Origin of the sequence: Nonomuraea sp. CA-218870 (genome assembly GCF_050936535.1) — a bacterium.
In the GTDB taxonomy this organism is placed as follows: domain Bacteria; phylum Actinomycetota; class Actinomycetes; order Streptosporangiales; family Streptosporangiaceae; genus Nonomuraea; species Nonomuraea corallina.
The window spans coordinates 277726-291964 of the sequence record NZ_JBNJMN010000003.1 but is presented as its reverse complement, the minus strand read 5'-3'; the positions used below and the strand labels follow the sequence as shown (position 1 = coordinate 291964).

11 protein-coding genes are annotated in these 14239 nt (G+C 75.0%); 6 read left to right on the top strand and 5 right to left on the bottom strand.

All coding sequences use genetic code 11. The features are described from left to right. Positions 1-39 precede the first annotated feature (39 nt). Positions 40-1272: a beta-ketoacyl-ACP synthase II gene (gene fabF, locus ACQEUU_RS36295; RefSeq protein WP_433075133.1), complete on the top strand. Its 1233-nt coding sequence runs from the start codon at positions 40-42 to the stop codon at positions 1270-1272. Continuing rightward, entirely contained in the window at positions 1273-2697 is a 1425-nt protein-coding gene (locus ACQEUU_RS36290; protein WP_433075130.1) for an acyl-CoA carboxylase subunit beta, read from the top strand. It abuts the gene before it with no gap. Between the two features lie 63 nt (positions 2698-2760). Here ACQEUU_RS36290 and ACQEUU_RS36285 read toward each other — a convergent pair whose 3' ends face one another. Further along, positions 2761-3255: a DUF3145 domain-containing protein gene (locus ACQEUU_RS36285; RefSeq protein ID WP_270153207.1), complete on the bottom strand. Its 495-nt coding sequence runs from the start codon at positions 3253-3255 to the stop codon at positions 2761-2763. Between the two features lie 178 nt (positions 3256-3433). On the opposite strand from ACQEUU_RS36285, the gene ACQEUU_RS36280 reads away from it, so the two are divergent. The 4 genes from ACQEUU_RS36280 (at position 3434) to ACQEUU_RS36265 (ending at position 8399) form a co-directional block, all read left to right on the top strand. Continuing rightward, the gene (locus ACQEUU_RS36280) at positions 3434-4447 is read left to right on the top strand and encodes a S8 family peptidase (RefSeq protein ID WP_433075126.1); all 1014 of its coding nucleotides are present in this window, start codon (positions 3434-3436) and stop codon (positions 4445-4447) included. Between the two features lie 72 nt (positions 4448-4519). Then, complete coding sequence (locus ACQEUU_RS36275) at positions 4520-5056, top strand: RNA polymerase sigma factor (RefSeq protein ID WP_433075123.1); 537 nt, start codon at positions 4520-4522, stop codon at positions 5054-5056. Beyond that, positions 5053-5499 (top strand): hypothetical protein, encoded by a 447-nt coding sequence (locus ACQEUU_RS36270; protein WP_433075120.1) that lies wholly within the window; start codon positions 5053-5055, stop codon positions 5497-5499. The genes ACQEUU_RS36275 and ACQEUU_RS36270 overlap by 4 nt, the downstream gene beginning before the upstream one ends. A gap of 68 nt (positions 5500-5567) precedes the next feature. Beyond that, positions 5568-8399, top strand: a complete 2832-nt coding sequence (locus tag ACQEUU_RS36265; RefSeq protein WP_433075117.1) for a CHAT domain-containing protein — start codon at positions 5568-5570, stop codon at positions 8397-8399. Between the two features lie 134 nt (positions 8400-8533). Here the strand turns inward: ACQEUU_RS36265 and ACQEUU_RS36260 are convergent, their stop codons facing one another. The 4 genes from ACQEUU_RS36260 to ACQEUU_RS36245 all read right to left on the bottom strand — a co-directional run bounded on the left by ACQEUU_RS36260 (position 8534) and on the right by ACQEUU_RS36245 (position 14157). After that, positions 8534-9349 carry a sulfurtransferase gene (locus ACQEUU_RS36260; RefSeq protein ID WP_433075114.1) on the bottom strand — a complete coding sequence of 272 codons (816 nt, stop codon included), beginning with the start codon at positions 9347-9349 and terminating at the stop codon, positions 8534-8536. Beyond that, positions 9346-10467 carry an alkaline phosphatase family protein gene (locus tag ACQEUU_RS36255; protein WP_433075111.1) on the bottom strand — a complete coding sequence of 374 codons (1122 nt, stop codon included), beginning with the start codon at positions 10465-10467 and terminating at the stop codon, positions 9346-9348. The genes ACQEUU_RS36260 and ACQEUU_RS36255 overlap by 4 nt, the downstream gene beginning before the upstream one ends. 194 nt (positions 10468-10661) lie before the next feature. Next, on the bottom strand, positions 10662-11252 hold the full coding sequence (locus tag ACQEUU_RS36250; RefSeq protein WP_433075108.1) for a DUF5998 family protein: 591 nt from the start codon (positions 11250-11252) through the stop codon (positions 10662-10664). Positions 11253-11346: 94 nt separating this feature from the next. After that, on the bottom strand, positions 11347-14157 hold the full coding sequence (locus ACQEUU_RS36245) for a GNAT family N-acetyltransferase (RefSeq protein ID WP_433075106.1): 2811 nt from the start codon (positions 14155-14157) through the stop codon (positions 11347-11349). Between the last annotated feature and the right edge of the window lie 82 nt (positions 14158-14239).

Here is a 14239-nt window from a genome sequence, read left to right as displayed (position 1 = left end):
ATCCGGCAACACCAAACTGATCGACAAGGAGTGCGGAACGTGAGTGCAAACCGGGTACGTGTCGTCGTCACCGGGCTCGGCGCGACGACGCCCGTCGGTGGAGACGTCACTTCCTCCTGGTCGGCGCTCCTCGCCGGTCAGTCGGGCGTCGCCACGCTCACCGACGACTGGGTCGACACCGTCCCCGTGAGGTTCGCGGGGACGGCCGCCGTCGACCCGGCCGAGGTGCTGCCGCGTCCCGAGGCCCGCAGGCTCGACCGCAGCGAGCAGTTCGCCATGGTCGCCGCCCGCGAGGCCTGGCAGGACGCCGGGGCCCCCGAGGTGGCCCCGGAGCGGCTGGGCGTGGTGGTGTCCAGCGGCATCGGCGGCATCAACACCACCCTGTCGGCCTACGACACCTACAAGGAGCGCGGCTGGAACCGGCTGTCGCCCTTCACGGTGCCGATGCTCATGCCCAACGGCCCCGCCGCCTGGATCGGCCTCGACCGGGGCGCCCAGGCCGGGGTGCACGCCACCGTGTCGGCGTGCGCCTCCGGAGCCGAGGCCATCGGCTACGCGATGGACATGATCAGGGCCGGCCGGGCCGACGTGGTGATCGCCGGCGGCACCGAGGCCGCCATCCACGGCCTCAACATCGCGGCGTTCGCCGCCGCCCGTGCCATGTCCACCCGCAACGACGACCCCGAGGGCGCCTCGCGTCCGTGGGACCGCGACCGTGACGGGTTCGTGCTCGGCGAGGGCGCCGGCATCCTGGTCCTGGAGAGCGAGGAGTTCGCCAGGGCGCGGGGCGCGCGGATCTACGCCTACGCCGCCGGCGTCGGCTACTCGGCCGACTCCCACCACATCACCCAGCCGGAGCCCGAAGGCCGCGGCGTCATCATGGCGATGACCCAGGCCCTCACCGACGGCGACCTGACGGGACAGGACGTCAAGCACGTCAACGCGCACGCCACCTCCACCCCCGCGGGCGACGTGATCGAGGTCCAGGCCCTGGCCAAGGCCATCGGCACCCACCCGCTGGTCACCTCGACCAAGTCCATGACGGGCCACCTCCTCGGCGGCGCGGGCGGCATCGAGTCCGTCTTCACCGTCAAGGCGCTCCACGAGCGGATCGTCCCCGCCACCATCAACCTCAACGACATCGACGACGGCATCGAGGTGGATCTCGTCCACGGCGAGAACCGCGCCCTGCCCGAAGGCGACATCGCCGCCGTCAACAACTCGTTCGGTTTCGGCGGCCACAACGTGACCGTCGTCTTCAAGGGGGCTTGAATGACTGTGCTCGACAACCGTGTGGCCACCGAAGGCGCCGACCAGGAGCCTGCCGATCCCCGAGACCCCTCCGTACGACTCGCCGCGCTCCTCGACGAGGGTTCGCTGCGGCTGATCACCCCCCAGGACAAGAGCGGCGTGCTGGCCGCCATGGGCCGCGTCGAGGGCGTCCCCGTCGTCGCCTTCTGCAGTGACGCCCGCTTCCAGGGCGGCGCGATGGGCAGCGAGGGCTGCGAGCACATCGTGCACGCCTACGACGTGGCCGTCCGTGAACGGGTGCCGATCCTCGGGGTCTGGCACTCCGGCGGTGCGCGACTCGCCGAAGGCGCCGAGTCGCTGCACGCCGTCGGGCGCGTGTTCGCGGCCATGACCAAGGCGTCCGGCGTCGTGCCGCAGATCTCGGTCGTGGTCGGGCCGGCCGCCGGCGGCGCCGCCTACGGGCCCGCGCTGACCGACCTGGTGATCCTGGCCGACTCCGGCCGCATCTTCGTCACCGGTCCCGACGTGGTGCGCAGCGTCACCGGCGAGAGCGTCGACAGCGCCGCGCTGGGCGGCACCGAGCCCCACAGCAAGCGCAGCGGCGTCGTCCACGTCATCACCAAGACCGAGACCGAGGCGCTGCTCAAGGCCCGCCAGCTGGCGGTGCTCCTCGGCCACCAGGGCAGGGTGCGTCCCACCGCCGTGGCGGAGGTCGACTTCTCCGCCCTGCTGCCGGAGTCCGCACGCCGCGCCTACGACGTCAAGCCGCTGGTCAACGACCTGCTCGACGAGCCCGGCATCGAGCTTCACCCCAAGTGGGCGCCCAACATCGTGACCTCGCTCGGCCGGCTGGGTGGGCGCACCGTGGGCGTCATCGCCAACAACCCGATGCGGCTGGGCGGCTGCCTCGACGCCACCTCGGCCGAGAAGGCGGCGCGGTTCGTCCGTATGTGCGACGCCTTCGGGGTGCCGCTGGTCGTGGTCGTGGACGTGCCCGGCTACCTCCCGGGCGTCGGCCAGGAGCACGACGGCGTGGTGCGCCGGGGCGCCAAGCTGCTGCACGCGTTCGCCGAGGCGTCAGTGCCCAGGATCACGCTGGTCACGCGCAAGGCCTACGGCGGCGCGTACATCGCGATGAACTCCCGGGCGCTGGGCGCCACCAAGGTCTTCGCCTGGCCGACGGCCGAGATCGCGGTCATGGGCCCGGTGGCGGCGGTGCGCATCCTCAAGCGGCGCGAGCTGGCGGCGGCGCCGGAGGAGGAGCGCGTCGAGCTGGAGCACCGGCTCGCCGAGGAGCACGAGAAGCTCGCCGGCGGGCTCCCCCGCGCGCGGGAGATCGGCGTCATCGACGAGGTGATCAAGCCCGAGGAGACCCGCGGCGCGATCGCCAAGGTGCTCGCCCAGGCCACCCCGGCCAGGGGCGCGCACGGCAACATCCCGCTGTAGACGCGACGGGAAGGGCCCCGCACCAGGCATGGTGCGGGGCCCTTCCGCGTGTTCGGGGGCGGGTCACACGGCGGCGTGCAGCCAGCGGACCGGCGCGCCGTCGCCGGCGTAGCGGAACGGCTCCAGCTCCTCGTCCCAGGGCTTGCCGAGCAGCTTGTCGAGCTCCTCCTCCAGCACGCACCGCCCCTGGGAGGCCATGAGCATGGCGGCGCGCAGCCGGTCTTCGGAGATCATGATGTCGCCGGAGGCCCCGATGACGGCGCTGTACGGGCCGAGGGTCGGCGTGTACGCGTGGCGGGACCCGTCGACGCCCGGCGAGGCGTCCTCGGTGACCTCGAACCGCAGGCGCTGCCACCCCATGAGGGAGGAGGCGATGGCGGCCGCGATGCCGGGACGTCCCTCCCACTCCGCCTGCGCCCGCACGACATTGGGCGCGGCAGGTTGCGGGGTCCACGTCAGGTCCACGGGCACGCCAAGGACACCCGCGACCGCCCATTCGATGTGCGGGCACAGCGCGGGCTGGGCCGAGTGGACGTACAGCACGCCACGAGCAGACACCGGACCTCCCGATTCGGTACGAGGTGCGCCTTCCCCAACGGCCTCGTCCAGCGGGAGTGATCACAAGTGACTAGGGAGAGACTACCGTCGGTCGCAATCCGGCACCAGAGGGGGGCCATACCAAGTTGGTGCGCGTGTGACGCGTGACAGCCGCTCCAACGGGGATAAATACCCGCTCATGGACATCGAACCTGCAGGCCAGGCCCTCATCCGGCCGGGCCAGGTCCTGACCGACCGGGGCGCGCTGTCGGCCGCGGCGCGCTGGACCAGGGCCGTGTCCGAGGCCGACGGGGTCTGCGTGGTGCATCTCCCGCCCGGCGCCGACCCGTGCGAGCTGACCGCCGAGCTGCGCGAGCAGGGGTTCCGGGCCTCGCCCAACCACGTCTTCACCGGGCAGCCGCTGTTCTTCGGCGGGCCCGCCTCGCGGCCGTTCCCGTGCGACCCGGTCCCCTACCGGCAGGGACGGTCGCGGTCGGAGGTGACGGTGGGCCTGCTGGACACCGGGGTGGCCGGGCATCAGTGGTGGGCCGGCGCCGAGTGGTTCGAGGACGTCCCCGAGGACGCGCGCGACGCCGTGGAGGGCGCCCAGGCCGGCCACGGCACGTTCATCGCCGGGCTGCTGGCCCGCCAGGCGCCGGGCGTGTCGCTCCGGGTGGTGCGGGTGCTCGACGGCGAGGGCGTAGGTGACGAGGCGACCGTCGTCCGGGTGCTCAACCGCCTGCGCGACCGTCCTCCACAGGTGCTCAACCTGTCCTTCGGCGGCCACACCTTCGACGACCGGCCGCCGCCCCTGCTCTCCGACGCTCTGGCCGGGCTGCCCGACACGGTGGCGGTGGCGTGCGCCGGCAACACGGCGTCCGACCGGCCGTTCTACCCCGCCGCGCTGAACGGCGTGCTCGCCGTCGGCGCCGTGGACGCCGACGAGCGCCGGCGCGCCCCCTATTCGGCGTACGGCGGCTGGGTCGACGCCTGCGCCCGCGGCGACTGGCTGGCCAGCAGCTTCCTGGAGCGCGACGAGTTCGCCGGGTACGCGATCTGGAGCGGAACGTCCTTCGCCACCGCCCTGGTGGCAGGCACGATCGCCGCGGCCGCCTCCGACCGACCGGCCAGGCAGGCGGCCGAGGAGCTTCTCCGCCTGAGGGAGACCCGGCAAATTCCGGATCTGGGAGTTCTCGTTCCGTCGATTCTGTAGAGTTCACTCTCAGTTCCCAGGCGATCACGAGGAGCCAGCCCTCGCTCCTGCGCCGCTACGGAAGGAGGCCGCATGCCCGATCCGCGCCAGCCCGCGGAGCTGCTGCTCGCGGCCGGCTCCGGTGACCAGAGCGCCTGGGACGAGCTGGAGGCCCGGTTCGGCCCCCGCATGTGGGCCGTCGCCCGCGCCTGCGGGCTCAACGAGCCGGACGCCGCCGACGCGGTCCAGGGCGCCTGGCTCCGCCTGCTCGAGCACCTCCACGACATCAGGGAGCCCGCCGGGGTGGGCGCGTGGCTGGCGACGACCACGCGCCGTGAGGCGCTCCTGCTGATCAGGAAGAGCAGGCCCGCGCCCGCGCCGTTCGAGGTCGCCCACGACCCCGACCCCGAGTCGGCCGTCCTGGAGGCCGACGGCAACCGCCTGCTCTGGAAGACGGTCTCCGCGCTGAAGGAGCCCTGCCGCAGCCTGCTCACGCTGGTCGCGTCCGATCTCGGGAGCCGGCAGGTGGCCGTGCGGCTGGGGCTCCCCATCGGCAGCGTCGGCCCGACCCGGGCCCGCTGCCTGGAGAAACTGCGCACCTTGATCTCACTGCAGGAGACGGTGCAATGATCGACGACGAGTACTTCCTGGCGGCCCTCCGGCTGGCCTCAGGGCACGACCCGATCCCCGCTCACGTGTCCGCCGCCGCCCGCCAGGCCTTCGCCCTGCGGGTCCCACACGCGGTGACCGCCCGCCCCGCCGGCTACAACGCCGCGCGGGGCGTGCGCGGCGCCGAGAGCCCGCAGACGGTCCGTTTCGTGACGGACGATCTCACCTTCGACCTGGAGGTGACCGTCGGCGACGGCCTGCTCGACGTGGCGGGGCAGGTGTGCCCGCCGCCCGGTGAAGGGTGCCACGTCGACATCCGCACCCCCCACCTGACGCTCACCAGGCGTCTCGCCAGCACGGGCCAGTTCGCGGCCACGGGCCTGCCTCCGGGCTGGCTCAGCGTCGTCTGCCACCGGCCCGGCCACGCGCCCGTCCAGACGAGATGGGTGCGCGTCCGACCCTGACCCCCCGGCCCGGGGCGGAGGGCCCGCACCCCTCCGGTCCCGGCCCGCTTCCCCCCACGAGGCGGCGCATGGCGACACCGCGGCTCACCCGTACACCGGGCCGTTCCTCCGGCGGCGCGCTGCTCGTGCGCGCGGCCGAGATGGCGGTGCTGCGCTCGGTGATCGACCCGCGGCAGGCGCTGCGCGCCGGGCGCACGGTGCTGGAGGCGGCCGAGAAGGCCGGCGACGGCGAGGCCGCGTCCGTGGCGCTGCGCGCGATGGCGCTGGCCTCACGTGAGCTGGGCGATCTACAGGCCGCCGAGCAGCGGCTGCGGCAGGCCGTCCGGACACCGGGCGCGCCCGCCGAGCGGGTGGCGCAGGCGAGGCTCTCCCTCGTCACCGTGCGGACCGAGCGGGGCCATCCGCTGCAGGCGCTCAGGATGGCCGCGCTCGCGTGGGCCTACCTGTCGCCGCTCGACCGGGCCAAGCTCGACACGCAGCGCGCCGTGGCCCTCGCCCACCTGGGGCGCTACCAGGAGGCGGTCGCCTCCTGCGACCGGGCGCTGCGGGCTCTCGTGGCGGCTCCCGGCACCGTCGACGACCGCCGGTTCCTGGCGGGCGGGCTGCTCAACCGGGGGCTGGTGCACGCCTACCGGGGCGGCTGGGATCAGGCCATGCGCGACATCAGCGCCTGCCTGCAGATCTCCCGTCACGCCGGGCTGTCCCACCTGGTGCGGCTGGCCGCCGCCAACCTGCCGTTCCTGGCCGTACGGCGGGGCGACATCGGCGGGGCGTTCACCCACTACCGGGAGGCCGAGGACACCCTGTTCGGGTACCCGGAGCGGCTGGCGACGATGCGGGCCGACTTCGCGGGCGCGCTGCTGGCCGCCCACCTGCCCGGCGAGGCGCGGGCGCTGCTCAGCCTGGCCGTGCCCGACCTGGAGGAGTCCGGCGCGCGGGTGGCGCTGGCCGAGGCGCGGCTCAAGCTCGCCCAGGTGGAGCTGCTGACAGGCGACGCGCGCGAGGCCGTGGCGGTCGCCGAACGGGCCATGCGGGAGCTGTCCGATCAGGACCGCCGGGCGTGGCTGCCTCTGGCCAGGGAGGTCGTGCTCCGCTCCCGCCTGGCGCTGGAGCCGCCGACGCCCGCGTTGCTGGCGGAGCTGGTCGCGTGCGCCGACGATCTGGAACGGGACTCCGCCCACCTGGCCGAGGCCGCCTCGCTGCGGCTGACGGCGGCCGAGACCGCGCTGGCGCTCGGCGACCCCGCCGCGGCCTCGGCCCAGCTCGCCCGCCTCACCGAGGAAGGGCCGGCGATCCCGCCCGGCGCGCGGCGCACCCCGCCGGCGCAAGAGGGGTGCGTCCCGGCCGGGCAGGTGCCGCCGCTGGTGCGCCAGCACGCCCTGGCACTGGCGGCGGCGCTGCGGGAGGACATCCCGGCCGCGTTCCGCGCCGCGGAGGAAGGGCTCGCCGGGATGGGCGGCCGCATGGACAGCCTGGACGACCCGTCGGTGCGGGCGCACGCGGCGCGGGCGGGCGAACGGCTGGCGGCGTTCGGGCTGCGGCTGGCGGTGCGCGACGGGTGCGCCGAGGAGGTGTTCGCGTGGGCGGAACGCTGGCGGGCCGTCGCGGCGCCGGTCCACGCCCGCTCCCCGCACGGCGCGGGAGAGGCCGAGGTGCGGGCCGCGCTCGGACGGGCGGCGCTGGTCGAGTACGTCACGGACGACGGCTCGCTGTTCGCCGTGGTGGTGACGGCTGAGCGGATGGCGCTGCGGTCGCTCGGGCCGCTGCGTGAGGCCGGGGAGTCGCTGATCCGGCTGCGCTACTCGCTGCGCCGGGCCGCCCTGCACGACGGCGCCGCCGGGGCGGAGCCGATCGCGGCGGCCGGCGCCGAGCTGGAGCGGTTCCTGCTGGCTCCGCTCGCCGCCGAGCTGGGCGATCGTCCGCTGGTGCTGGTGCCGACCGGCGTCCTGCACACCCTCCCCTGGTCGGCGCTCCCCTGCCTGCGCGAACGCCCGGTGACGGTGGCGGCCAGCGCCCGTTCCTGGCTCACCGCCGCCCGCGGAGCCGCGGACGCGCGATCCGGCCACGCCGTCTCCTCGTCCGCGAGGCCCCCGGGCGCCGCACAGCCCGGCTGCGCCGTCTCCTCGGCCGTCTCCTCGTCTGCGGGTTCCCCCGGCGCCGCACGGCCCGGCCCGGCTCCGGTCCCGTACGGCGGGCCCGCCGAACGGTCCGCCGGGGCGCGGACGGGCGCGGCGGGATCGCTCGCGGTGGCCGCGGCCGCCGGACCGGGCCTGGCGTACGCACGGGAGGAGGTGGACCGGGTGGTCGCCGCCCATCCCGGCGCACGGCCGGTGGCGGCCCGGCGCGACGCGGTGCTGGCCGCCCTGGCCTCCTGCGACGTCGTCCACCTGGCGGCGCACGGGGTGTTCCACGCCCGCAGCCCGCTGCTGTCGAGCATCACGCTGGACGACGGCCCGCTCATGGCCTACGACCTGCTCGGCGGCGCGCGCACGGCCCGGCTGGTGGTGCTGTCGGCGTGCGACTCGGGCATGGCCCGCACGCCGGCGGACGGCGCGCCGCTGGGGCTGGCGGGCGCGTTCCTGGCTCAGGGCGCGACATGCGTGGTGGCCGGGATGGTGCCGGTGGGAGACGAGGACGCGCTGGCGGTGATGAGCCGGTTCCACGAGCTGCTCGCCGCCGGCCACACCCCGGCGTCAGCTCTCGCCCTCGCCTCCGCCCAGACCGGCATCGCCGCGTTCACCTGCTTCGGAGCGGGCGACCAGCCGCTGGTGCCGCGCGAGCCGAACCCGCCCGCCGCCGGCGGCCCGGCTCCCGGGTCCGCGCCGGCCGGGCGTCCCGCCGAAGGAGACCTCCGGCCTCCGCCACGCACGGGCGAACGGCCCGTCCGGCCACCCGCGTGACCGTATCGGCTTTCGGGCGTCCATCCACCCGCCGAAGTGTTCGTACGACGCCCGCACGGTCCCTTCACCCGCCGGGATGACCGTACGTACACGCAGACAGGCTCTTTGCCCGCTGCCGGGCGGATCGCGTGGTGTCAGCCGGTGGCGACCGGTCTGGATGGATCGGTCACCCAGTGGGACCAGGAGCCGACGTAGAGGGCGGCGGTCAGTTCGGCCACCTCCATGGCGAGCACCTGGTGGGCGGCCGTCACGCCGGAGCCGCAGTAGACGCCCGCCGGGCGCCCCTCGCGGACGCCCAGCTCGGCGAAGCGCCGCCGCAGCTCGCCGGGGGGCAGGAAGGCGCCGTCGGGGGTGACGTTCTCCGTGGTCGGAGCGCTGACCGCGCCCGGGATGTGGCCGGCCACCGGGTCGATCGGCTCGACCTCGCCGCGGTGGCGTTCGGCGGCCCTGGCGTCGAGCAGCACGCCGGACGAGGCCAGGGCGGCGGCCTGTTCGGCGTCGAGCACGGGCATCCCGCCCGGCCGGGCCGTGAAGTCGCCGGGCGCGGGCACGGGTTCCTCTTTGACGATCGGCAGCCCGGACGCACTCCAGGCCGGCAGCCCGCCGTCGAGGACCCGGACGTCGCGATGCCCGAAGTAGCGCAGCGTCCACCAGGCGCGGGCCGCCGCCGTCGAGGCGGTGTCGTCGTACACCACGACCGGCCGCGCGCCGGAGACGCCGAGCCGCCGCATCGCCCGTTCGAACGCGTCGGCCGCGGGCAGCGGGTGGCGTCCGCCCTCCCCGGGCGGCCCGGCCAGGACGGCGTCGAGGTCGCAGAAGACGGCGCCCGGCAGGTGGCCCTCGCGGTAGAGGTCCAGGCCGGGCGGGCCGCCGAGCCGCCAGCGCACGTCCAGCAGGGTGACCTCGCCGAGCGCGGCGAGGGCGGACGGGGTGATCAGCGGGCCGGTCACCGGGTGCTCACCTCCAGGAGCGGGATGTTCTGCTCGAATGTGGTCATCGAGCCGTGGTAGCCGGTGAAGAGGGCTTCGATCCGGTTGACGGACGGGGCGGTGATGGCCAGGTCGGTGTACGGGACGGCGATCACGTCGCCGATGCGGCCCAGCCACGCGGTCCGCACCCGCGGGCCGAACCAGCCGGACTCGACGGCCTCCTGCCGCGACACCACCCAGGCCCGGCCGCGCAGCACCTCGCGCCAGGCGGCGAGCACCTCGCCGGCGGCTCCCTCCCGGGCGTAGACGTGGCGGGCGCGGGCCTCGCCGCCGAGCAGCTCGACCCCGTGGGCCAGCTCGGGGGTGGCCTCGGCGTCGAGCTTCTCCGAGGCGTTGACCATGCCGTGGTCGGCCGTCACGTAGAGGGCCGAGCCGGGAGGCAGCCCCGCGGCGATGCGCTCGGCCATGGCGTCGACGACGGCCAGCTGCTCCAGCCACTCCGCGCTGCCCCAGCCGGTCATGTGGCCCATCGCGTCGAGGTCGCCGTAGTAGACGGTGACGTGGGCGCGCGGGCGGCGCAGCTCGGCCAGCACCCGGGCGACGCGGTCATCGACGGTCTCGGCCGCCGCGTAGCGGACGCCGCGGAAGACGGCGCCGGTCAGCCCCGTGCCCTCGAACGCGGCGGGCGCCACGTAGACGGCCTCGACGCCGGCCGCCGCCGCCCGCTGGTAGACGGTCTCGCCGGGCTGCCATTCGAGCGGGTCCATGGGAACGCCGGACCATCTCAGGCAGTTGAGCAGGCGGCCGGTGCCGGGGACGGCCAGGTTCATGCCGAGCATCCCGTGCTCGCCGGGCGGGGCGCCGGTGCCGAGCGAGCACAGGCTCGTCACGGTGGTGGCGGGGAATCCCGCGTTCAGCGTACGGGAGCCGCCCAGCAGGCTCGCCAGGAACGGCGCCGCCGGGGCGTGCGCGGCGAGCAGCTCGGCGCCGAGGCCGTCGACCAGGAACACGCACGTGCGCTCGGCGGGCGGGAGGCCGAGGGGGTTGGGCACGTCCAGGCCCAGGGCCGCCAGCAGCGACTGGGACAGGTCGGGCAGCGAGCCGGCGCCGTACGCCGGAACCAGGGGCCCGTTCGTCATGCCCCGAATCCTATCGGCCCCGTTCCTCGCCGGCCCAGGCGAAGATCTCGCACCTGCCGGGTGAACCGGCGGACGCGCGGAACCGGGGACGGCCGGACCCTCTCACCCGTTGGAAGACCCGCGAGAGCGCCGAGCCGCGGGAGGCGGATGAAGGTCGCCGCCCTCCGGGGAGACGCCGGCGGACGCAGCCCTGGTCAGGCGGCGGTGCGGGCGGTGGCCTCGGACAGGGCCTTGGCGAAGGCCAGGACGTGGGTGACCGCCTCCGGGCCGTCGGCGGCCTCGCTGACCCGCAGCGACAGGTCGTCGGCGGTGATGGCGCCGGTGTAGCCGTGGTCGGCCTCGCAGTTCTCGTCGCCGCAGGTGGCCGGCTCCAGGTCGACGTGGGAGATGGCGCCCCAGCCGATCGTCAGCGTGACCTCCGTCGGGGGGACGCCGGGAACGTACGAGGCGGGCTCGGGAACCACCCGGGTGACCGCCACCGACTGGATGCGGCCGAGCTGGACGGCCTCGGTGGTGGTCGAGGCGTGCGCGGTCGAGACGCCCTCCACCGCCGGATGCTCGTCGGTGTGGCAGACCAGGAGTCTCGCGGCCGTCAGCACCAGCACGGTGACGTGCCTGCGCACCTCCATCGCGGGGTCGAAGGTGGCCTCGTGGTGCACCACGAAGGCCGTGACGGCCTCCTTGCCCAGCGCGGATTCGACCGCATCGGTGACGAGGTCGGGATAGTAGCCGCTGCGCTCGATCGCTTCACGCAGGCCCGCGGCTGAGACTCGGGTTTCCCTCATGGATCCAGTTTGCCAGGGCCACGCAGTGCAACCACCCGCGCGGCGTAACGCTGTATAACGTCTCGCGTTCCGTACCGCCTGGGAGCCGGGACGGTCAGCTCAGCCTGCGGGGGCCGCCGTCGAGGCGGGGGCCCGCCGGGGTGCGCAGCACGGCCCTGGCGCCGAGCACCGTCACGCCGTCCTCGCCGACGAGCACCTGGTCGAGGTCGAGCCGGGCCAGCTCCGGCAGGTCGTGGGCCAGGCGGCTCACCCTGACCAGCAGATCCTCCAGGGCGTCAACCGCCACCGGCGGGTAGCCGTACTCGCCGAACAGAAGCGGCGCGGCCCGCACCGAGCGCACCAGCCCGGCCGCGTCCTCCCGGGTGAGCGGCGCCAGCCGGAAGCCGCGGTCCTCCAGCAGCCGGGCGGTCACCTCGCCCAGCCCGAACGACACGACGGGACCGAACGCGGGATCCTCCACGACGCTCACCACCGTCGGCACGGCGGGTTGCGGCGCCATCCGCTGCACGGCCAGCTCGGTCCCCTCGCCGAACTGCTGGGAGAACTCCCCGTACGCGTGCCGGACGGCGTCGGCGGTCGGCAGCCCGAGGCGCACGGTGCCCGCCCGCCTGGAGGCGTCAGGGCCGGCCACCTTGAGGACGACCGGCCAGCCGAGCCGTTCGGCGGCCCTGGCGGCCTCGTCCGCCGAGCCGACCACGTGGGCGGGCCAGACGGCGATCCCGTAGCAGGCGAGCAGTTCGGTGGCGTCGGCCTCCACCGGCGGGCCCGCCGCCGCGAAGTACGGGGCTCTGCCGCGTCCCGCGCCCTCCCGCGCCGGGCTCCCGTCGTCGCCGGGTTCGCCCGGGTCCGAGGAGCCCGTCGACGCACCGGCCGGCGCAGTCGCCTGTCCGCTGGAGCCGGCCGTCTCCGGGGTGCCGCCGGCGAGCGGGACGCCCGCGGGTTCGCGGGATTCGTCGACGAGGGCGGCGGCGAGCGTCTCGGACGCCAGGTTTCGGGCGCGGGCGGTGTCGGCGTCCTCCAGCTCGGGAGGCGGCGCGGTGGGCTCGGCGCGCCATCGGGCGTAGCGGACCGCCTGGGCCAGGGCGCGGACCGCTTCCTCGGGGGCCGCGTACGAGGGGATCGAGCCGCGCTCGGGCACCGGGCCGGTCTGGAGGTGCGGGTGCATGCCGAGATGCCCCTGGAACGTGGCCAGCACCGGTTTCAGGACGCTCTGGGACACCCGCAGCAGCTCGGCCGCAACCCCGGCCGCGTCGCCGGGGATGGGCGGCATGTAGATCACGACCGCCGCGTCGACCTCGGGTGAGGCCAGCTCGCCGGCGAGCCCCTTGCCGAACGCGGACGGCCCGGCGCCCGCGCCGAGGTTGACCGGCGCGCGCGGCGACAGGCCGGCGGCCACGCAGGCGTCGGCGGCGAGCAGGCCGAGCGCGTCGGAGTTGGTCACCACGGCGACCCGCGGCCCGGCGGGCAGCGGCTGGTAGGCCAGCAGCTGGCCGACGTCGAAGAGCTGGATGAGGTCGTCGACCCGGATCAGCCCCGCCTGCTCGAACAGCGAGCTGATCGCCGAGTCGGGCAGCCCCAGCTCCCGGGCGGAGTGGCCGGACGGGGTGCCGCCGCTCTTGACCACCACGATCGGCTTGCTGCGGGAGATCCGCCTGGCCAGCCGGGTGAACTTGCGCGGGTTCCCCAGCGACTCCAGGTAGAGCAGGATCACCTCGGTCGCGCCGTCCTCCTCCCAGTACTGCAGCAGGTCGTTGCCCGACACGTCGGCCCGGTTGCCCGCGGAGACGAACGACGAGATGCCCATGCCCCGCTGCGCCACCCGCTGCAGCAGCGCGGTGCCGAGCGCGCCCGACTGGCTGAAGAAGCCGACGGCGCCCCGGCAGGGGACGGTGGCGGCGAGGGTGGCGTTGAGCTTGACGGAGGGGGCGGTGTTGGCGATGCCGAGGCAGTTGGGGCCGACGACGCGCAGGCCGTGGGCGCGGGCGATGCGGGCCAGCTCGTCCTGACGGGCGCGCCCCTCCTCGCCCGTCTCGCCGAACCCGGAGGAGACCACGACCAGGCCGTGCACGCCCTTCTGGGCGCACTCCTCCACCACGTCCAGCACGCTCCCGGCGGGCACCGCCACGACGGCCAGGTCGACGTCGTCGTCGATGGCGCCGACGCTCGGGTACGCGCGCACGCCCGCCACGGCGCGGGCCTCGCGGTGCACGGGATAGACGGGGCCGGCGAAGTCGGCGGCGAGCAGGTTGCGCAGCACGGTCTGGCCGACGCCGCCGGGCTCGCGGGAGACGCCGATGACCGCGACGGAGCCGGGGGCCAGCAGCCGGGCGATGGACCGGGCCTCGGCGCGGTGCTCGCGGGCGAGGGTGACCTCGGTGGAGGTCTCGGTGGGGGTCAGGTCTAGCGTCATGCGGACCACGCCGTCGGCGAACCGGCTCTCGGCGGTGTAGCCGGCCTGGCGCAGCACGCCCATCATCTTCATGTTGGCGGGCAGCACGTCGGCGACGAAGCGCTCGATGCCGCGCTCGCGGGCGGTGGCCGCGAGGTGTTCGAGCAGCACCGAGGCCACTCCCCTGCCCTGGTGGGCGTCCTCGACCAGGAACGCCACCTCGGCCTCGCCCGGTCCGGTGCGGTCGTAGCGGATCACCGCCACCATCTCGGCCCCGATCGTGGCGATCAGGGCGACCCGTTCGACGTAGTCGACGTTGGTGAACCACCGCACCTCGCGGTCGGACAGCCGTGGCCGCGGGCCGAAGAACCGGAAGTAGATGGACTCCTCGGACAGCCGCGAGTAGAACGCGCGCAGCCGGTCGGCGTCGGCGGGCCTGATGGGGCGCACGTGCGCGGTGCCGCCGTCGGCCAGGACGACGTCCGCTTCCCAGTGAGCAGGATATTGTGCCTCCACAGCCCCGAGACTAAACCCCCATCCCACATGCCAAGAATCTCCGGTGCCGTTGGGCAACGGATGTGCATCGACTCAGGCCGGG